The organism is Nostoc sp., assembly GCF_036917555.1.
Taxonomy (GTDB): domain Bacteria; phylum Cyanobacteriota; class Cyanobacteriia; order Cyanobacteriales; family Nostocaceae; genus Nostoc.
The window spans coordinates 89,654-110,195 of record NZ_JBALDD010000036.1; the positions used below are offsets into that span (position 1 = coordinate 89,654).

At 42.4% G+C, this 20,542-nt stretch carries 15 protein-coding genes; 9 read left to right on the top strand and 6 right to left on the bottom strand.

The features are described from left to right. The 8 genes from V7K60_RS15045 to V7K60_RS15080 all read left to right on the top strand — a co-directional run bounded on the left by V7K60_RS15045 (window position 1) and on the right by V7K60_RS15080 (window position 13,758). Window positions 1-1,341 (top strand): DUF4910 domain-containing protein, encoded by a 1,341-nt coding sequence (locus tag V7K60_RS15045; protein ID WP_334926678.1) that lies wholly within the window; start codon window positions 1-3, stop codon window positions 1,339-1,341. Between the two features lie 564 nt (window positions 1,342-1,905). Beyond that, window positions 1,906-2,073, top strand: coding sequence for a CopG family transcriptional regulator (locus V7K60_RS15050; protein WP_094348841.1), 168 nt, complete (start codon window positions 1,906-1,908; stop codon window positions 2,071-2,073). A gap of 538 nt (window positions 2,074-2,611) precedes the next feature. Further along, window positions 2,612-2,920, top strand: a complete 309-nt coding sequence (locus tag V7K60_RS15055; protein ID WP_334926679.1) for a hypothetical protein — start codon at window positions 2,612-2,614, stop codon at window positions 2,918-2,920. Between the two features lie 140 nt (window positions 2,921-3,060). Further along, window positions 3,061-5,541, top strand: coding sequence for an S-layer family protein (locus tag V7K60_RS15060; RefSeq protein WP_334926680.1), 2,481 nt, complete (start codon window positions 3,061-3,063; stop codon window positions 5,539-5,541). Between the two features lie 77 nt (window positions 5,542-5,618). Continuing rightward, window positions 5,619-8,180 carry a CHAT domain-containing protein gene (locus V7K60_RS15065; protein ID WP_334926681.1) on the top strand — a complete coding sequence of 854 codons (2,562 nt, stop codon included), beginning with the start codon at window positions 5,619-5,621 and terminating at the stop codon, window positions 8,178-8,180. Window positions 8,181-8,374: 194 nt separating this feature from the next. Then, window positions 8,375-9,361: a DUF928 domain-containing protein gene (locus tag V7K60_RS15070; protein ID WP_334926682.1), complete on the top strand. Its 987-nt coding sequence runs from the start codon at window positions 8,375-8,377 to the stop codon at window positions 9,359-9,361. 249 nt (window positions 9,362-9,610) lie between these two features. Beyond that, complete coding sequence (locus V7K60_RS15075; RefSeq protein WP_334926683.1) at window positions 9,611-12,460, top strand: CHASE2 domain-containing protein; 2,850 nt, start codon at window positions 9,611-9,613, stop codon at window positions 12,458-12,460. Continuing rightward, window positions 12,457-13,758 (top strand): hybrid sensor histidine kinase/response regulator, encoded by a 1,302-nt coding sequence (locus V7K60_RS15080; protein WP_334926684.1) that lies wholly within the window; start codon window positions 12,457-12,459, stop codon window positions 13,756-13,758. The genes V7K60_RS15075 and V7K60_RS15080 overlap by 4 nt, the downstream gene beginning before the upstream one ends. Before the next feature lie 385 nt (window positions 13,759-14,143). Here the strand turns inward: V7K60_RS15080 and V7K60_RS15085 are convergent, their stop codons facing one another. The 5 genes from V7K60_RS15085 to V7K60_RS15105 form a co-directional block, all read right to left on the bottom strand. After that, entirely contained in the window at window positions 14,144-15,175 is a 1,032-nt protein-coding gene (locus V7K60_RS15085) for an HNH endonuclease (RefSeq protein WP_334926685.1), read from the bottom strand. A gap of 345 nt (window positions 15,176-15,520) precedes the next feature. Next, window positions 15,521-16,108, bottom strand: a complete 588-nt coding sequence (locus V7K60_RS15090) for a hypothetical protein (RefSeq protein ID WP_334926686.1) — start codon at window positions 16,106-16,108, stop codon at window positions 15,521-15,523. Window positions 16,109-16,134: 26 nt separating this feature from the next. After that, on the bottom strand, window positions 16,135-16,341 hold the full coding sequence (locus V7K60_RS15095; RefSeq protein ID WP_334926687.1) for a hypothetical protein: 207 nt from the start codon (window positions 16,339-16,341) through the stop codon (window positions 16,135-16,137). Window positions 16,342-16,353: 12 nt separating this feature from the next. Further along, window positions 16,354-16,557, bottom strand: a complete 204-nt coding sequence (locus tag V7K60_RS15100; RefSeq protein WP_334926688.1) for a hypothetical protein — start codon at window positions 16,555-16,557, stop codon at window positions 16,354-16,356. Window positions 16,558-16,701: 144 nt separating this feature from the next. Continuing rightward, on the bottom strand, window positions 16,702-18,378 hold the full coding sequence (locus V7K60_RS15105; protein ID WP_334926689.1) for a mechanosensitive ion channel: 1,677 nt from the start codon (window positions 18,376-18,378) through the stop codon (window positions 16,702-16,704). A gap of 262 nt (window positions 18,379-18,640) precedes the next feature. Here V7K60_RS15105 and V7K60_RS15110 point away from each other — a divergent pair, with 262 nt between their 5' ends. Then, window positions 18,641-19,090: an SRPBCC family protein gene (locus V7K60_RS15110; protein WP_334926690.1), complete on the top strand. Its 450-nt coding sequence runs from the start codon at window positions 18,641-18,643 to the stop codon at window positions 19,088-19,090. Between the two features lie 109 nt (window positions 19,091-19,199). Here V7K60_RS15110 and V7K60_RS15115 read toward each other — a convergent pair whose 3' ends face one another. Next, window positions 19,200-20,024: a SirB1 family protein gene (locus V7K60_RS15115; RefSeq protein WP_334926691.1), complete on the bottom strand. Its 825-nt coding sequence runs from the start codon at window positions 20,022-20,024 to the stop codon at window positions 19,200-19,202. Between the last annotated feature and the right edge of the window lie 518 nt (window positions 20,025-20,542).

A 20,542-nucleotide genomic window follows, 5' to 3' on the forward strand; every position in this document is an offset into this window, starting at 1 on the left:
ATGGTTGCAGATAGACTTCAGAATATTAATTTAGTTGATCTAAAAAATTCTTTTAACTTAAAGGATATCAGTTTAGAAATTTACCAACTAATTTCTGATTTATATCCCATTTGCCGCAGTATTACAGGTGATGGTTTTAGAGAAACTTTAAAAATTCTCCAGCAGTATATTCCTTTGTCAGTTCATGAAGTGCCAACAGGAACAGAGGTATTTGATTGGACAGTCCCTAATGAGTGGAATATTAAAGATGCCTATATTAAAAACTCTCAAGGTGAAAAGATTATAGATTTTAGTAATTCAAATTTGCACGTTGTTAACTATAGTATTCCTATACATCAAAAAATATCTCTTCAAGAACTTAAATCGCATCTATTTACACTTGCTGATTATCCTAATTGGATTCCTTACCGAACTTCATATTACAAGGAAAGTTGGGGTTTTTGCCTCACTTACAATCAGTATTTGCAATTAGAAGATGAAGAATATGAAGTATGTATTGATTCTTCTCTGCAACCAGGTTATTTGACTTATGGTGAGTATTATATTCCAGGAGAGAGTACTGATGAAGTCTTGATTTCTTGCCATGCCTGTCATCCTTCACTGTGTAATGATAATCTTTCAGGAATTGCGATCGCTACTTTTATCGCTAAATATTTAAGTCAAACTACACCAAGATATTCCTATAGATTTCTCTGGATTCCTGGAACCATTGGCTCAATTACATGGTTGGCTCTCAATGAAGCTAAAGTCAACAACATTAAACATGGCTTGGTATTAACTTGTTTAGGAGATTCAGGCAATTTTACCTACAAAAAAAGCCGTAAAGGTGACACTGAAATCGATAAAGTTGCTGCTTATGTACTCAAAAACTCAAAACAAGATCACAAAATTATAGATTTCTTTCCCTATGGCTATGATGAGCGACAATATTGCTCACCTGGATTTAATTTAGCTGTAGGTTGCTTCATGCGATCGCCTCATGGTAGTTTTCCTGAATACCATACTTCAGCTGATGATTTAAATTTCGTTCAACCCGAATATCTTGCCGAGTCATTCTTTCAATGTCATTCGATGTTGTATATCCTCAACAATAACGAAATCTACTACAACAAAAATCCCAAATGTGAGCCACAGTTAGGTAAAAGAGGAATATATCGGACAGTTGGTGGTAACAAAGATAGCGGGCTAAATGAAATGGCAATCTTGTGGGTTTTAAATTTATCTGACGGTCAGCATACTCTATTAGATATTGCAGAAAGGTCGGGAATGTCATTTGATGTGATTAAATCTGCTGTCGATACATTATCAACACATGACTTATTAACAATTAAAATCAACTAAGTTTGAAAAAGATTGGGAAAATGAAATTCGCTACGACACAAACGTAGGCAAGTCCTTCTCACCAGGTAGTCTAAAAGAAAATCCAGGGTTTAATATGATGTCCGGGTAATTAACCATAATAACCGGAATCCCACCCCGCAAAAGCTGTGCTTTAGCTCCCCTAAGAGTTTGTGGGGAGGGGTTGGGGGTGGTGTTCTTTTATTATGGGTGATTTGGCGGACATGATATAAAACCCCTGGAGGTGGGTTTGATGTGTGTAGCCGCGAATTCTATTTGCTAGGGCTGCCAACTTTTTTTATATTATTATCCTCAACTGTTCTGTGAGAATACTTATTTTATATTGATATATTTAATGTTATTTTTACATTGTATTTATAATTATTGCCCAGAAAGTAGCCTAACTTTATAATCTAGAATAAACTTCATCTCTTCACCCTTGCTTGGAAAAATATCCTATTTAACTTCATGATTACTTGAACTAAATATCATTACTTATACCATTGTAAGAGCAGTTTAGATGATTGATATTAGAGAAGTAGTTTAAAAACATACCTTGTCTAGTATATGAATAAAAAATGGGCTGTTAAACGACTTACAATCAATCTCACATCAGGCGAGGCACAGAAGCTTGAACAATACTGTTCAACGACTGGCAGACCAGCAACTGATGTAATTCGGGAGTTAATTCGCTCTCTTTATCCTAAAGATGAAAAAGCCTCTGAAACCTCATGAATCAGACTGCAAAAAAATCAAATCAGGATAAGTACATTTTAATTTGTCAGTGAAATATGCTGCTTAACAGTTATCAGCTAACAGTAAATCCCTATAACTAAAGTTAGGGAATTTAAATAAGAATACTCTCTTACCAAGTTCAGAGCCGAGGAAATCTTCGCTCTGACTTTTGCTTTGGATATGGTGCAATCATCTTGATACACTTGCAATATTAAAAATATCAAATTAATTGAAGAAAATGTATAATTCAGAATCAAGATGCTCTTGCTAGCTTGCTTACTCGTTGCGGTAGCGAGTCCGCAAGCGTTTTGCAAACCACCAAATTTCAACTTTTGTGGGTGTCTTTAACCAGTAATTTATCCATTTTTTGGACAGAATAACCTTCTTGTATCTAGCTTTGCTCCTGAATTATTTTTTTATAAATAGTAATATTATTTATTTTTAGAAGAATTTAAGTTACATATAGTACCTATTAATTATTTACTTATACTTTCCAAAGTATTAATAATTTAATCCCGAATTTATTTAATTACAAACAATGGTTAAAAAAATCTTGGTTAGAAATCAGCCAAAGGTAAGCAAGTCTGTGGGCGAACTGAGGATTTTTGCTGGATTTATAACACTCAGCTTTGCGATCGCCGCAATATTGTGCAACTATCAAGATGCAATTGCTCAAACTCCCGAACCTCAGACATTACCCCCAGGTCGGTTAAATGATATTCCTGACACTGCGTTACCGTCAGATGTGCTACCCAAACCAGCAAACGAGAATCAATTGTTTCCATCCCTAAAACTACCGAATCAGCCGATTCTGGAGCAGAATGACTCTAATCTCAGTAGACGGTGAAAAGCGATCACTCCAGGAAAATGGACTGTATTTTTCAGTGAGTTATTCAGTGTTTTGAGGGAAGCGATCGCTTTGTTAAGGGTTCAAAATTATGCCGTTTTGGGCAACCTAAAATACAAAGTACAAATAAAGGCTTGGCAATGACAACGACCTCCATTTGCTTGGGTCTATGCAGTAGAATAGTGCCGTTGATGGTAATGCCACTTTGGTGCGGCTTTGCCAACGCCCAGGTAACTCCTGATGGCAGCTTGAATACTACTGTCTCCCAAAGCGGTAAAAACTTCACCATTACTAACGGTAGTGCCGCCAACAGTAACTTATTTCATAGTTTCCAGGAGTTTTCGGTTCCCACTGGCGGTTCGGCTACTTTTGATTTAGCAAACACGCCCAATATTTCTAACATCTTCAGCCGTGTTACTGGCGGTAATATCTCTAACATTAATGGCTTGATTCAGACGATTAACGCCAAAAACCCTGTTAGTCTCTTCTTAATCAACCCTAGTGGGATAATCTTTGGAGCCAATGCTCAACTGAACATTGGGGGTTCGTTTATTGGTACAACTGCCAGCAGTATTAAATTTGCTGATGGTGCTGAGTTTAGTGTAATTAATTCTGAATCTGCCCCGTTGTTAAGTATCAATGTTCCTATTGGGTTGCAACTGGGTAACAATCCCGCACCCATCAACATTCAAGGTACAGGACACTCTTTTATTAATCGCAGTGGATTAGCTCTGGTTCCTCCGATTCAGATTCCCAGTTCTACAAAACTGCGGGTACAGCCGGGAAACACCCTAGCTTTAGTGGGTGGTGACTTACATCTAAATGGAGCAAACCTGGTTGCTGAAAAAGGGCGAGTTGAATTGGGTAGTTTAAGCGGTACAGGATTGGTAAAGCTGATACCAACCGTACAGGGCTATACACTGGAATATGAAGATGTACAAAGCTTTGGCGATATTCAGCTGGCAGGGCGATCGCTATTAGATATCAGCGGCGTGAATGCAGGTTCCGTTCAAATTCAGGGTAGGCAAATTCAATTCACCGATGGCTCTCTGGTACTGGCGCAAAATTTTGGCAATCTCCCCGGTGGTGACATTCGCCTTCAAGCTACAGAGTCCATCGATCTCATTGCCAGAACAGCTGATGGCACAATTCGGAGCGGAGTGCGTAGTGATGCTCTGGGTATCGGAGCTAGTAGTAATATCAGCGTTATTACTCCCAAACTGACCATCAATCGGGGAGCAGGGTTGAATAGCACAACTCTTGGAGCAGCTACCAGTGGCAATATTTACATCAATGCAACCGCCATTGAACTGTCAGGCTTTTTACCCACTAATCCTGCTGACGTGACCACAATTAACACTACTACACTGGGCACTGGAAATGCTGGAGATGTTTTCGTCAATGGTAATAGTCTACTAATATCAAGCGGAGCCTCACTATCTTCGGCTACCTTTGGCAGTGGTTCTAGCGGTAAAGTGATAATTCGCAACACTAATACCACGGTGATGGGAGAAAGTCCCTCTGGACTTTACAGCAACATTAGCTCAACTACATTTGCAACCGGAAGTGCCAAAACCTTGACCCTGGATACTGCCAAATTGCAAATTCTGGATGGGGGAGCAGTTGCCACTACCTCATTTTTTGCAGGTAATGGGGGCGATTTGAGCATCAACGCTACTGAATTGATCGTCATCAGTGGTCAAGGTCGGGCAACTAATAGTAGCATTAACGCTTCCAGCATCCGACCCGATCCGTCGTTGCGGAAACGATTTGGTCTGCCAGATATATTAACAGCGAATGCCGGCACTGTGAGTATTACCACACCGAACCTAACGCTGACGGATGGCGGGACAGTCAGTGTCACCAGTCAAGGCATTGGCAATGGTGGCAATCTTAATATCACAAGCGATCGCATCCAATTGCAAAATCAAGGCTTAATCCAAGCACAGACAGAATCTGGTAATGGTGGCAACATCAGCTTACAAGTTGGTAAGTTGTTGCTGATGCGCGATCGCAGCAACATTACTGCCACAGCAGGCGGTAATGGTAATGGAGGTAACATCAATATCAATGCACCGATCATCGCTGGATTAGAAAACAGCAACATTATTGCTAATGCACTGCGAGGACGTGGGGGTAATATTCAAATCGCCACACAAGGGCTTTTTGGACTGAAGTTTCGTCCTCAACTGACACCAGACAATGACATCACTGCTAGTTCCCAATTTGGGGTTAGCGGCACGGTTCAAGTCAATACTATCGGCATCGATCCAAATTCCGGTTTAGTAGAACTGCCAGCAAATGTTACCGATCCATCTCAGCAAATTGCCACAGGTTGTTCGGATACTCAAGGCAGTCGCTTTGTGGCAACGGGACGGGGTGGCGTGCCGCAAAATCCCAATCAGCAAGTAACAAGCGATCGCACTTGGTCTGATATCCGCGACCTCAGAGCATACCGCAAAACTGGTAATGTCACTGCCCAAACGCCTACATCACCAGAGGTTATCCTCGAAGCCACTTCCTGGCATCGCAACGCTAATGGCCAAGTTGAGTTAGTTGCAGCGCCATCTCCCGCAAATATACAGCCTCAATTAACTTGTGCTGCGCTTGGTGGAAGTTAATTTGCTCCAGGAATTTAAACATACTAGGCATTGCAATTACTTTACTAAACAAACTCTTAAACCATCAGTAACTACCTGTGACTTTCCAAATTAAAAAATGTCGTTGGCTGTATATTAGTTTGAGTATTTTGAGCTTGTGTTTGGCAGTGACAATAACACCTGCAAAAGCATCTGTGCAAGTACCGACAACTTCTACCCTGAATGTGTCAACATCTACTCAACCTAACAATTGGCTGGAACAGGGACGGAACCTCTACCGTTCGGGACGCTTTGCAGAAGCAGTGACGATTTGGCAAACGGCAGCACAACAGTATCATACCCAAGGCGATCGCCTGAACGAAGCTTTAAGTTTAAGTTACCTCTCACTGGCACAACAGGAACTTAATCAATGGCAAGCAGCCCAACAGTCTATTGAGCAAAGTCTAAAACTATTGCAAACCTCTATTCCCTCTGCCGATCCAATTCTTTGGGCACAAGCACTTAATACCCAAGCAAATTTGCAATTGCACATTGGCAAAGCCGAAACTGCACTTGCAAGTTGGCAACAAGCTCAAAAATTTTATGACCAAGCAGGCGACACAATGGGAAGCCTGGGTAGTCAAATCAACCAGGCACAAGCTTTACAAACTTTGGGATTTTACCGCCGTTCTAAACAACAGTTAGAGGTACTGACTGAAAAACTCCAAGTAATGCCGGATAATGAAATCAAAGTTAGTGGACTGCGATCGCTTGGTTTAGCTGTGCAAATAATTGGTGACTCTAGTAAAAGTCAACAGATTTTAGAGCAAAGTTTAGCGATCGCTCGTAAAATTTCAGCCCAACCCCAGTTAAGTTCTATTCTGATCAACCTAGGCCAAACTGCCGTTGACTTGCAAGATCCAGAAGCCGCATTAGATTACTTTGAACAGGCTCAACTCTTAACAACTAACCCAAGCGATCGGTTACAAGCGCGTTTAGCTCAGTTCAAACTTTTCCTCAATTACGACAAACTAGAGTTTGTTAACTCACTCGCACCTCAACTACTCCAAGAACTCCGGGAACTGCCCCCCAGTCACACCTCACTCTACGCAGCAATCAATTTTGTTGCCACCCTCAACCGCCAGTCAAATTCTGACCCAATCCTACCGCTAAAAGATTTGGCGCAACTGATGGCAATCACAGTCAAATCTGCACAGCAAATCCAGGATACTCAAGCCGAAGCTCATGCACTACATCAGTGGGGAAAACTCTATCTTCGTACACAGCAGTTATCACAAGCACAGGAGTTAACCCAGAAATCCCTCAACATTGCCCGTCAACTTCAAGCTAACGATATCATTGCTCAATCTGCTCGGCAGGTGGGACAGTTGTATAAACAACAAGGCGATCGCTCAAAAGCAATTACCACCTATACAGAAGCAGTCAATGCTTTAAAGGCACTGCGGGGAGATTTGGTAGCTATTAACCCTGATGTCCAGTTCTCTTTTCGCACCAGTGTGGAGCCGGTCTACCGGGAACTGGTTGATTTACTTCTAGAGGATCAACCGAGTCAAGCAGAACTAATAGAAGCTCGTGAATTGATTGAGGCATTGCAAATTGCGGAACTCAATAACTTTTTTCGGGAAGCCTGTTTAGATAGAACTCAACAGATCGATCAAGTTGATCCCACTGCAACCGTCATTTATCCGATCGTCCTACCAGATCGTTTAACAGTAATTCTCTCCAAAGCAGGGCAACCACTCCGTTCCTATGTTACTCACAAATCTCAAGCTGAAATTGAGCAGACTCTAGACAATTTTTTGGTTGCTCTTAACCCTGTCTCAGATTCCAAAAACCGGGATCGATTGTCCCAACAGATTTATGATTGGTTAATTCGCCCAGAGTCAGCAGAGCAAGCATTCATTGATACCAAGACATTGGTGTTTGTTTTAGATGGTCGATTGCGGAACATTCCCATAGCAGCTCTTTTTGATGGTAAGCAATATCTGATTGAGAAATATGCTGTGGCGCTCTCACCAGGATTGCAACTGATGGGGACGCGATCGCTTCATCAAAACCACATCAGTGCGATCGTGGGTGGCATTAGCCAATCTCGCGCTGGCTTTAGTGCTTTACCCGCCGTGGAATCAGAAGTAAAACAAATCTCCAAGGCAGTATCTTCCTCTGTGTTGCTGAATCAGGAATTCACCAGTCAAGCCGTTGCTAAACGTGTGAAATCTAGTAGTGCAAGTATTGTTCACCTAGCAACCCACGGACAGTTTAGTTCCCGCCTCGAAGACACCTTCTTGCTCACTTGGGATGGAGAAGTCAATGTTAAAGAGTTATCTGAACTCCTGAAAAATCGGGGTAGCGATCCATCAAAAGCCATCGAACTGCTGGTACTAAGTGCCTGCGATACAGCAGCAGGAGACGATCGCGCCGTCCTGGGACTAGCAGGCTTGGCTGTCAAATCCGGCGCTCGCTCAACTATCGCCACCCTATGGCCCGTCAAAGATCGGGCAGCTGCGATGCTAATGACTCGCTTCTATGACCAGCTGCGACAACCCAAAATTACTAAAGCCGAAGCACTAAGACAAGCACAAATTAGCCTAATTCGCCAAACTGATTTCCACGAACCGTTCTTTTGGTCTGGCTTTGTTTTGATCGGCAACTGGATTTAGCTAAGTAATACAACGGAGTTTATTCCAAATAATTTAGGCTATTTTTTACAGTGTTTTAGCTCAAGCTCGCCTATACTGCTAGTAGAAGTTCTCTGACTTTACTATTACTTAGACTTATTCTCTGAGCTTCTAACCATAGTCGAAAGAAACGTATTTTGTTTGTATCACATTTCAATGACATAAGGAAAAACATCATGAAACGTCGATATTTAGCTAGTACATTGAGCGTCATCGCTCTGATCGCTAGCAGTGCATGGACTAGTGCTCATGCTGTTACATTTACCCCACCCGCCAACAGTGGCTCTCCCAGACAAGCAACTGGAGGAGCTTCTCGCGGTAGTATGTTTACACCTACTGCCGGGAAAGGTGCGCCCAGACAAGCAACTGGAGGAGCTTCTCGCGGTAGTATGTTTACACCTGCCGTCGGTAAAGGTACGTCCAGACAGGCAACTGGAGGAGCTTCCCGTGGCAACCTCTTTACACCTGCCGTCGGTAAAGGTACGTCCAGACAGGCAACTGGAGGAGCTTCTCGTGGCAACCTCTTTACACCTGCTGTCGGCAAAGGCGCTCCCCAACAAGCAAGTGCGGGTGCTTCTCGCGTTGGTACTTACTACTTGAATCCAGCGACTACAAGTACAACACAACCAGCAGCGTTAATCGCCCTCTTGCCCCAAAACTTCTATGGCACAACACTGTCTGAACGTCCCACAATATTGGTGTATCTCCCAGTTTCCAATGCCCAGGAAGCCGTGTTCAGCCTCAAGGATGAAGCTGGCAATATGCAATATCAGATGAACATTTCAGTTGCGGGTAAAACTGGGGTAATCGCGATCAAATTACCAGTCAATGCACCCGCTTTAGCCGTTGGTAAAAATTATCAATGGTTCTTAGCACTCAAAGTAGATGGGCAACTCAGTCCAAGTACGCCTTACGTCGATGGTTGGGTTCAGCGTATTCAGCCCAGCGCTGAGTTGGCAACAGCAATCCAAGAGCAAGATGCTCTGAAGCGGGCTACTGCTTTGGGTAAAAACGGTGTTTGGTATGATTGTGTGGCAACACTTGCAGCAGTATACACCGCTCAACCCAACAATGCAACTCTCCGCAAACAATGGGAAGAACTTCTATCCTCAGTCAGTTTGAAGGAGATTGTAACAGCGAACTTATTAGCATCTACTAACTAATTGCAGTTTGGGAATTGGGCATCCCTTCGGCTTACCTCGGCTTACTTCGACTACGCTCAGTATAAGTCGCTCGGCACAAGTCGCAGTTCGACTGCGCTCACCGTAAACTCAGGGCAAGTGGGCATTGGGCATTAGGTTAAGAGTAATTATTCTTTTTGTCCCTCTCTTGTTTCTTCTATCCAGTCCCCATTACCCCTTATCTTCAGAGGGGACGCCGAGTTCCCCAATCCCCATTTATATAGTACAAATATGTGGCGCAAATTCCAGGCTTTTGTCCAACGCACTCGCAGCGTTTTGATTATTACTCCTAGCGTTGCCTTGACGGTTATGGTTGGGCAATCGTTGGGACTTTTCAATTTACCGGAATGGGAAATTCGTGACGAATGGGTTCGTCAGCGATCGCCACAGGCGATCGCTGATGAGATTGTGATTGTCACAATCGATGAGCGCGATATCCAATCGGTGCGTAAATGGCCAGTTCCAGACTGGGCGCTAGCACGATTACTAGAAAAAATCCGAGCGCAGCAGCCTAGAGCCATTGGCTTGGATCTCTATCGAGATTTACCGGAAGGAAGCGGACACGAGCAACTTGTTCAGGTTTTTCGCAACACTCCCAATTTGATCGGAGTTGAGAAAATTACTGGCGAACGCGTTAATCCCCCGCCAGAATTGAAAAAACAGGATCGGGTAGGATTAGCAGATTTAGTGTTAGATGGCGATCGCTTTGTACGTCGTGCCCTGCTGACAGCTGAAGATGCCAAAGAGAAAAATACCATTAAAGCTGGACTAGCAACCCTTGTAGCCCTAAAGTACCTCGAAGCTGAAAAAATTAGCTTAGAAAGCATTGATCCCCAAAAACAAAAGTTTCAGTTGGGTAAAGAAATTTACCTGCCACTGCAAAATCAAGAAGCAGGTTATACCGATGCCGATTTAGGAGGCTATCAAATTCTGCTCAATTGGCATGGAACAGATGCCGCATTTCGGACAGTTGCGATGCGCGATGTCTTAGCAGGGAAAATTCCAGTAGATTTGATGCGCGATCGCATGGTATTTATTGGGTCAATTGCCTCCAGTACCAATGATTTCTTCAGCACACCCTTCTCTTCTTGGATATCTGCTCAAAAACCGACTCCAGGTGTGGTTGTTCATGCGAATATTGCTCATCAACTAGTACGAGGAGCAAAAACAGGAAAAGCCAGTCTGCACGGTTTTTCTGGCATTTCTTTATCACTCTGGATTGTTTTGTGGTCTGTCATTGGTTCTACAGGTAGTTGGTTGTTATCCACTAGTAGCAAGCTGCGGGTTCCCGGCGGCAAAATTCTTTGGGCAACTGTAGGCATCAGTGGAGCCTGTATATTGTGTGGCTATGGGATGTTTTTGTATGGTATTTTAATCCCGGTAACACCCACCTTAGCGGCGTTTATCGGTAGTGTGATTGCAACAACTAATGCCTATAAACAGCAGAAGTTAGAAGAAACAAATCGCCAACTGGAAATTGCCAACAGTCAACTATTAGATTATTCCAAAACCCTAGAGACGAAAGTCGAAGAACGAACTCATGAATTAGTCGAGGCAAAGCAAGCTGCTGATGCTGCCAATCAGGCCAAGAGTGAGTTTCTCGCCAATATGAGCCACGAACTACGCACACCTCTAAATGGCATCCTTGGTTTTGCCCAGCTACTAAAAGGATCGCCAAACATGACAGCTAAAAACCTCGAAGGAGTCAGTATTATCTACCAATGCGGCTCGCATCTTTTGATGCTGATCGATGACATTCTCGATCTCTCGAAGATAGAAGCGAGGAAATTGGATTTGGTTGTCACTAGCGTCCATCTGCCAAGTTTCTTACATGGTGTAACTGAGATTTGTGGTATTCGGGCTGAACAGAAAGGGATTGGATTTAATATCTTAATTAGCGATCGCCTACCACTTGCCATTGAAGTCGATGAAAAACGGCTGCGGCAAGTGTTAATTAACTTACTGGGCAACGCGATCAAATTTACAAATAGCGGTAGCGTAACGTTCAAAGTGGAAGTCATTGGTCAAGAGTCTAAACAAATGACGCCACTTGCTTCACTTGGGGAGACCCCAAGACCGCAGTGGCTCACTAATGACAATGGACAAATGACACATCAAAATATTCGTTTTCAGATTGAAGATACGGGTATTGGAATGTTACCAGAGCAACTTAAGAAAATCTTTTTGCCGTTTGAGCAAGTGGGTGAAGCAGGGCAACGATCTGAAGGTACTGGCTTGGGATTGGCAATTAGCCAAAGAATTGCGGCATTGATGGGGAGCCAAATTCAGGTGCAGAGTCACCTGGGCGAAGGAAGTCTGTTTTGGCTAGATTTGACAGTATCAGTACCACTCGCTCATGACTGGCGTGGACGAGCGATGTCTACGACAGATTACACTTCAACTCCCCAGAAAATTACTGGGATTCAGGGTAGTGCGCCTCAAATTCTAATCGTCGATGATGATCGCAACCACTGTTCTATGTTGACCAATCTGCTGCAAGAAATTGGCTGTCGAACCCTAGAAGCAACCGATGGCAAACATGGGCTACAGGTGGCAATTGAACACAATCCAGATGTGATTCTGCTCGATTTAGCCATGCCCAATATGGATGGCTTTGAGTTAATGGTTCACCTGCAAGCGAATCCACAAACCTGTTCTATTCCGATTATCGTCTCTAGTGCCAGCGTCTTTGAGTCAAATCGTCAGCGGAGTTTAGAGGCAGGGGCAACAGCATTCCTACCCAAACCTCTCCAGATTGAAGAACTACTCAATAGACTGCGCTCGCTGTTGGGAGTGGAGTGGATGTATGCCGAATCTTCGCCTCAGCAGTTGTCTCCCAAAGGTGAGCAGATCGGTGCTAGTGAATGGGTTCTACCATCCCAGGATGTTTTGCAACAACTCTACCATCTGGCGATGATGGGGGATATCTCGGCGATTGAAGGAATGTTAAAAGAACTAATTGAGCAAAATAGTCAACTAGCTCCCTTTGCAGCAGAGTTAAGCAAACTCACTGGCAATTTCCAAACCGGAAAAATCCGTAAGTTACTCAAATCATTTGTCACAACGGAGTTACATCCATGATCGCTGTTTCTGTTTCAAAACCCATACATATTCTGTTGGTGGATGACAATCCAAACAATCTCAAGGTGCTATCTGAAGCGATTCAGAGGTGTGGCTGGAAAGCCCTGATGGCAACAGATGGAGAGTCAGCGATCGAACAAACAGAATATGCTCATCCCGATCTGATTCTCTTAGATGTAATGATGGCAGGTATTGATGGATTTGAAACTTGTCGCAGACTGAAAACCAATCCCATTACTCAGAATATTCCAGTAATTTTCATGACTGCCCTATCCGATTCTACAGACAAGGTGGCCGGATTGGAAATAGGTGCGGTTGACTATATTACCAAACCTTTCCAACAGGAAGAAGTCATTGCCCGTTTAAAGTTACACCTAAAAATTTCCCATCTCACTCGCACATTAGAAGAACGGGTGCAAGAACGCACCACAGAATTAACTCAATCTTTACAAGAGTTACAGCAAACCCAACTACAAATGATCCAGAGTGAGAAAATGTCCACTTTAGGGCAGATGGTTGCAGGTATTGGTCATGAAATTAATAATCCGGTTGGTTTTATTGGCGGAAATTTATCTTATATTGAGGAATATGTAAATAATCTGCTTCGCCTGGTGAACCTGCAACAGCAGAAGCTACCGCAGCCAGACCAGGAAATTCAAGAGCTTGTTGAAGAAATTGACTTGGAGTATCTGGCAGAGGATCTACCGAAACTACTGGCATCAATGCACCAGGGAATTACCCGTCTTAAAGAGATCAGTCTCTCTCTGAGAACTTTTACTCGCGCAGATATTTCATCTCAGGTGGAGTTTCAGATTCACGAAGGAATTGATAGCACCTTAATGCTGTTGAAACATCGACTCAAAGGCAATGGCGATCGCACTAAAATCCAGGTTGTCACACAATACGGTGAGTTACCTCCAATCAGTTGCTATCCTGGACAACTGAACCAGGTATTCATGAATATCATCGCCAATGCCATTGATGCATTTGATGAACTCCATCAAAATAATTCCGATCGAGAGATTGCTGCTTGCCCGAACATCATCACCATCACGACATCGCTTGATCTCCAACAACAAACCGTCACAATTTGCATCCAAGATAACGGCCCCGGTATGCTTACTGAGGTGCAATCTCGAATTTTTGAGCAATCTTTCACAACCAAGCCCGTAGGTAAGGGAACCGGGCTGGGATTAGCGATCAGCTACCAAATTATTGTTGACAAACACAACGGACAAGTTAACTGCTTGTCAGTACGTGGTGAGGGGACAAAATTTATTATTACTCTGCCTATGTAAACTAATATACATTTATTTTATAAAAAATTCCGCGACTCTACATAACTACACTCGATTTAGCCTATAACCTGAGTAAAACCAGATTCACTTCTCTTTAAATTTTCTTTACGAATCAGCTTTAAAGGTTGCACCTGATTTTATTGATTATTTGGAACGGTTTACAACAAATCAATTATCCAATCTTGTCAGATGGACTGAAAGGCCCGCATTTGGCTATGGGCAGGCGAGATACCCACCCTAATTATGCAATTTCAATTTGGAATAGCTGATTTCATGTCCGGCTGATTAGTTATGATTCTTGCATCTGTGCAAAAATCTGAAAACTCTTTCTTTCCCTGCCCCCTGCCTTCTTAATGATAAGTCTTTAACCGGACATAATATGATTTCAGAGCGCAGAACCATCAAACGCAGTTTTGTAAGCATCAGCAGTTTCTATGCCAAAACCTCCAGCTTCGACATGACGAACTAGCGATTGAATGATGGGTGTAGCAATACTAATACCAAATAAAGCATTGAAGCCTGCAACAACGACTGGTGCTGACAAAATAACTGTAAATTCTGGAAATAAAGCTAACACAGCTACCAAGAGCAAAAAAACAATTGGTGTCGCAATACCTGCTGCTTTTGCTACTTCAAAAATTAGATTTTGATACTCTTCAACAGTAATGTCGCCTCGATAAAGATCCAAAGAGTAGGAAATCGCTGTTACTACAACCTGAGTGAGAATAGCTGTTCCCGTTGCAGTAATACCAAGTCTGGCGATTGTCCCAGAATTGCTGACAATAGAATCTACCGCATTATAAACCCGAATATAAAACTGTTCGCCAACGGTCATGACTTTGGCTCCTCGGCGGAGATTATCAACACCTACTTCCCAAAGGATATTATCAGCAGCATTCGATCCACCTTGAGAACGTGGATTGATGTGGCTACCATGCTTATCTCTAAGAAATTGACGAATTGTATATTCTTTACCTCCAAGCTTTGATGTGCCAGGAATTTTCTCAAAAAGCTTCATGACATCTGCATCAGAGCGAGGTAAGTCTCCCACCCGAACACCAGCACGATATCTCAGCCTATTTGCAATCTTGGGCATTTCTTGGGCTAATTCGGCAGCTGTCTTTGGTAAATTTTGCAAAGTATCAGCCATAACCATGCTAGATGCGGCAACTCCAACAGCAGTTTGTTGAAATGTTTTACTCACATTTTGAACAGTTTGAAAACCTGATTGTGTTGTGGTGGTTGATAAACTTTGTAAATCATTAACTGCACGGATACTTGAAGTCGTTATATCGCTAGTAGTGTTCTTGATTCCATCAACTACTTCATTCATCCCGTTTACTACATTGTTGGCTGCTTCTTGAGCTTTATCTCTAACTGTATCTGCCAACTTCTGTGCTTGGTTGATAAAATCCATGTTTTTTGCTGTAGAGTGCTTCCTCCAGTTTCTCTTTTTCAAACTAAGAAACACCTCAGCATTCATGACGAATTTACTTCCAAAATTTTTAAAGAGATAGTAATCACTTTATATTGTTTGTGTATGTTACTTTTAAAAAATTTACTGTCTGACCATAACAATCTTACTAAATCAGTTGTTACATTAGACAGCAGACGGTGGTATCAGTTAGTCCGACACCATTGCATAACCAACGGAAGCGATAGCGGCAATAAAAATATTCGCTCGGTAAAGTCTATGTATTCTAAGCCCTAAAGTAAAAAATATACTAACAGCATTGATCGTACTAAGTATTAAAAAATAGTCTCATGGTTTGAGGTTTAGCGATTTAATAAAAGATGCCCCATTCGTTTTTAACTCTTCAGGTGATGGGGTTATTATCATAGCTTCAACAGCATAATTATTTTTCATACAAAGTAAACTTCTCTGATATAATAATTTATTATTTATGTTTAATCCTTTTTTCTTAGTTTCTTCTTGCAAGTAAGTACTCGGTTTGCCCATTAAAGTAAAGTCTTGACAGTTATATCCACTTTGATTAATGGAAGACTGAGATACTTGTTTACCATCAATAAAATTTGTTTTATTAGCAGTTTTAATTAGAATCTGCAAAACTTTTGGGATTCTTTGCGGAGCTATTTGTTGGAGAAAAGTTGAATGTGTCACTGAATATATAGATTCATTCTTAAGAGTTGTCCAATTCCGGTTATTAATCCCTTTTCCTGGAGAACTAGTTTCTTCTAAAATAGTTCCCGGCATTAAGATACTAAAATTTCCTTCTTTAGATGTTAAAAGTTTTTCTTGGGATGATGCAGGTGTGCAAGCCGATAAAAAAAATATCCCGAAACAATTAATTATCCAAAAACGTTTAATAATTTTAATAAGTAAATCCATAAATGTTATTCTACAATAATTTTTATTTAGAATCTAAAGCTATTCCTCAACTCATGCACAGGTTGCCACTCCTGTTGTCTAATCTTGTAATTTGTAGCGTTTGCCTGACGAATTACAGCAAATGTCTTTAACACAGGGTCTTGTCTTAAGTTTTCCCATAATATTGGTTTTTCTAACACAAAAGCTGTCAAATCAAATCTTGACCCAAGATTTCCCACCAATACGGCACTCATCACTTTAATAACCTACATCAGCACGGCTTTCGGTAATTTTGGGAGAATCGATTGTTCCTGCAATGGACTACGCCCCGCTTTCTTGCAATGTCTACGACAGGCTGCGTCTACACGTCCTTGCTTTATCCCAGCTTTCTTGCAGCTAAAAAAGGTGACTCGGAAAATATGATTAAATTGAGCTTCAAAACTCAGAACTTGAGCTTCAGAACTTGACATTTCAAATTCTTTACTCAAACTCCGAGTTTCTGAGCTTCTAACTTTCAACCTCTTAAGCAAAATCGCTCATAGATTTTCTAGACTATTGATGCTTACGGCTGCACTTTTCCAGATTTACAGACGAAATTGCGTTTTGAGCAACTTTTAGTTTCTACCTTTGAAAGAGTTTAGCCATTCTTGAACTTGCTCTCGTGCAATATCGCGCCCTCCAAGACCAAAAGCTAAGGCAATAGCAACTGCGATCGCACCGAGTAAAAGTCCAAAGGCTAAATTTACAATATCACTGGCAACTCCAATCTGTTGTAGTGCCATTGCCGAGACTAAGCCAATGATGGCAATCCGTGCCACTTGTCCCAAAATCTGGGCTTGACGATCGCCGGAACTGGTAATGATATTAAAAGCTAGATTTGCCAGGAATAAGCCAATGGCAAATATTATCAATCCTGCCAAAATCCGCCCGAATACGATCACAATCCCAGACACTAATGCCGTCAGGGCTGGAATATTCAAGATATTTACCGCCGCCACCGTTGCAAACAACATGATCCCTACTAAGGCAACAATGCCTACAACTTCCGATGGCGTGCGGGTTGGAATCGGGGGGGTTGTTGATTCTGTAGAAATTACAACTCGTCTGCTGGGTGTTGTCAGACCCAAAATAGTGAAAATGTTATTAAACCCTAAATTGGTGAGGATACTTGTAACCAAGTCCGCGATAAACCGCCCGACGAAATAGGCAACAATCAAAATTGCTACGGCTGTAAAGATGGCAGGTAGGGCATTGAGAACCTGTTGCAGCATGGCGATCGCAGGCACAGATATCGCATCAATTCGCAAGGCATTCAGCGCTGCGATGGCTACAGGAATCAAAATCAAAACATAGACAATTGTGCCGATAATACTCGATAGAGGTTGCACCCCTGCACTTGGAGATAATCCCAACCGACTACCTAAATAGTCAAGACCAGTTGTCGCCAGCAAGTTCGTCACAATCCGCCGCACCACATTAGCGATGAACCAGCCAACTACAGCAATCAAGATCGCCGCTAAAATGTTCGGCAGAATTAGCAGAACTTCTGTAATTAAAGCTTGTACTGGTTGTAAAGCCTGCTGTAGTCCGAGAGTATCCAAAATTGGAGCGAGAAACAGCAAAAATATAAACCAATACAGAGCGTTGCCAATCGTCTCGCTCAGAGACAGCTGATTGAGGCTGGGTGTTCTGTCTTCTGGTTCTGGATTCAAACGCTCATCCAGGTTAAATGCCTGTAATGAGCGCACAGTGATAATCCTCACAATGGTCGCCAAAAACCAGGCTGCTACCAAAATGATTCCTGCACCAACCAACTTTGGCAAAAAGCCAATAAGTTGATTGAGAAAATTATTCAGGGGTCGAGAGGCTATCTCCAGATCCAATGTCTGTAAAACAGCAACCGCCGTCAACAGGATAATGCTCCAAAAAACTAAGCTGGAGATTAATTTCTCCACTTGGGGAACATCTTGACGACCCGTTATCCCTGCGGCAATGCGGTTATCTATATTTGTGCGATTGAGGATTCCTCGCGTCAGTGCCGCTGCGATCGCTGCAATCAGCCAACCTACTAGTAAAATTGCTACCGCCCCTAGAAGACGAGGCGTAAACAGAATTAACTGTTGAACAATACCTTGCACATCAGCGATTCCTTGATTCACTGCTGGTTGTATTGGTTGCAGGCTGGGCGATGATTGTGCTAAAAATTGCTGCACCCTCGTGGATAAACTAACTCCGTAGGCGTAGCCCGTCGTAGACATCACCTGGGTTATTTCTTGCCAAGTTGTGTTCATGGTTTTCGGGAATTATGCTTAAGTATTCGCCGCAAACACTGAGTCAGTGTTTTGCCTATCAATTTACCAGTAAAAACATACATATTTACTCATATTTGATTTAATATACGGGCATTGGGCATGGAGAAGAGGACAAGGGGAAAGACTTGTTGTAAGTTTTCCCTCATATCCCCTCGTCTCCACTGCCTCCCCTGCTCCCTCATCTCCCACTTTGCTGAATTTTGCGTTACTCTAATTGCAGCAACAGCACCAAAGATGTGGAATGTCCCAAGTCTTGGAACAATCGATTCAAATTAATGCTACAGCTACGGTGGTGGAGCGCTGTATTAGCGATTTAGCTCTCATGCACCGTTGGCTCAACCCCGTTCTCCGTTGCGAACCTGTGGGCGAAGTTTGGAGTACCGATGTCGGCAGTAAAAGTCGTTTTATTATTCAAATTCCTTTACTAAAACCCACCTTGAATAGCGTAGTTGTAGAACGACAACCGGGTTTGGTAGTTTGGGAATTTCAGGGATTTTTTCAAGGGCGCGATCGCTGGGAATGTCAACCCACAGAAAAGGGAACGCTTTTACTCAACTGCTTTGAGTACGATATCCCTAACCCCTTAGTTAGTTGGGGCTTCAATACCTTTGCTGTATCTTGGACAAAAGAAGATATGCAAGCCCAGCTACGTCGGCTCAAACGAGTCGCAGAAGAACAAAATAATTCGTAATTCGTAATTCGTAATTCGTAATTGGGCACAAGAGGCAGAGGTACACAGGGGAAAAACTTGACTTTTACTTCTCCTCTGCTCTCCTGCCTCTTCCCCCACTCCCCATTCCCTACTTGTCTTTACCCAATTCGGTAAGTAGCCGCCGAATCACAGATGCATCCTCGGCATCAGGAACTTTTGCTAAATAATTTTGTAAGTCGTCTACGGCTTGGGGGTAGTAACCGAGTTGATAGTAGATCAAACCGCGATCGCGCAATTCTAAAGTTAAACCAGGAAACAGTAACAAAATTCGTTCAACTGCTGCCAGCGTTTTTTCTAACTCTTGCTGTTTGAGGTAGATAAATTTTAAATTTGTCAGCATCCGGGTCAAAAATTGCCGATTACTGACTACAGCTAAAAATTCTGGTTGTAGCGTTACAGGTTGCTGATAAAGTTGATATAGCCGTTCCTCGCAATCTTGGGCAAATATTATTTCACCGCCATTGAAAGCATCCACAAAAATCTCTATATCAGGAATATCTGGGCGGATCAGGAAATGTCCCGGCATTCCTATACCCACCATCGGAAAATCAATTCGTCGAGCAACTTCCAGGTAAATCAGCGCTAAGGTAATGGGAATCCCCAATCGGCGATCAATTACATCATTGAAAAAGCTGTTGCGCGGGTCGTAATAGTCAATTTTATTACCAGAAAATTTTAAATCCTCGTAGAGATACTGATTAATACTTTGAACTATTCGCAAAGGATAACGTGAGTCAGGCAGGCGTTCTTGAAGCTCCCATGCCATTGTATCAAGGGCATTGAGATATTCCTCTGGGTCTAGGTTGGGATATTCTTCTTGTGCAATGTACAAAGCTGCCTTTGCTAAGTCAATTTGCTCGTCAGACTGCTGAATCTCCTGGTAAAAATATTGTCGTGCTGACGAGAAATTCATAAGTTGTTGCTCAGTGAAAGTGTGAGGATGAAACCGTAGCTATGACCAACCCAGGCATCGCAGTTTGGCCAAAAGCTGTTTTTCGTATCTATCTTTATCTTATGGATATTCAGAAGTTTTGGAAATGTAATTTATGGATAGCTTTATCATAATTTCAAGGGTTTAAGACCCCTACATCTATATGTAGCACCAGTTTCAGTCGGGGTTTAAATCCCCCGAAGTTGCCACAACGCGGGGAACCCGTGCAAGGCACTTCTCTTCTCTATGAGACGCTACGCGAACGTCTGAAATGTTTAAAATGTTTGAATTTTGAATTTTGAATTCTGAATTTTGAATTTTTAAATATATCTATTACTAACTAACTTTTAGTAAATGCTGCGTTGGTGATGTCTACAATGGGCTTTACCCACGCAAAGCACATAACATAATACAAAAAGGCAAAAGCTAGATATTTGATACCTAGCTTTTTGCCTACAAGTTTAAATATCTAAGTAGCTTAGAATAGTGGTATTTTTTGC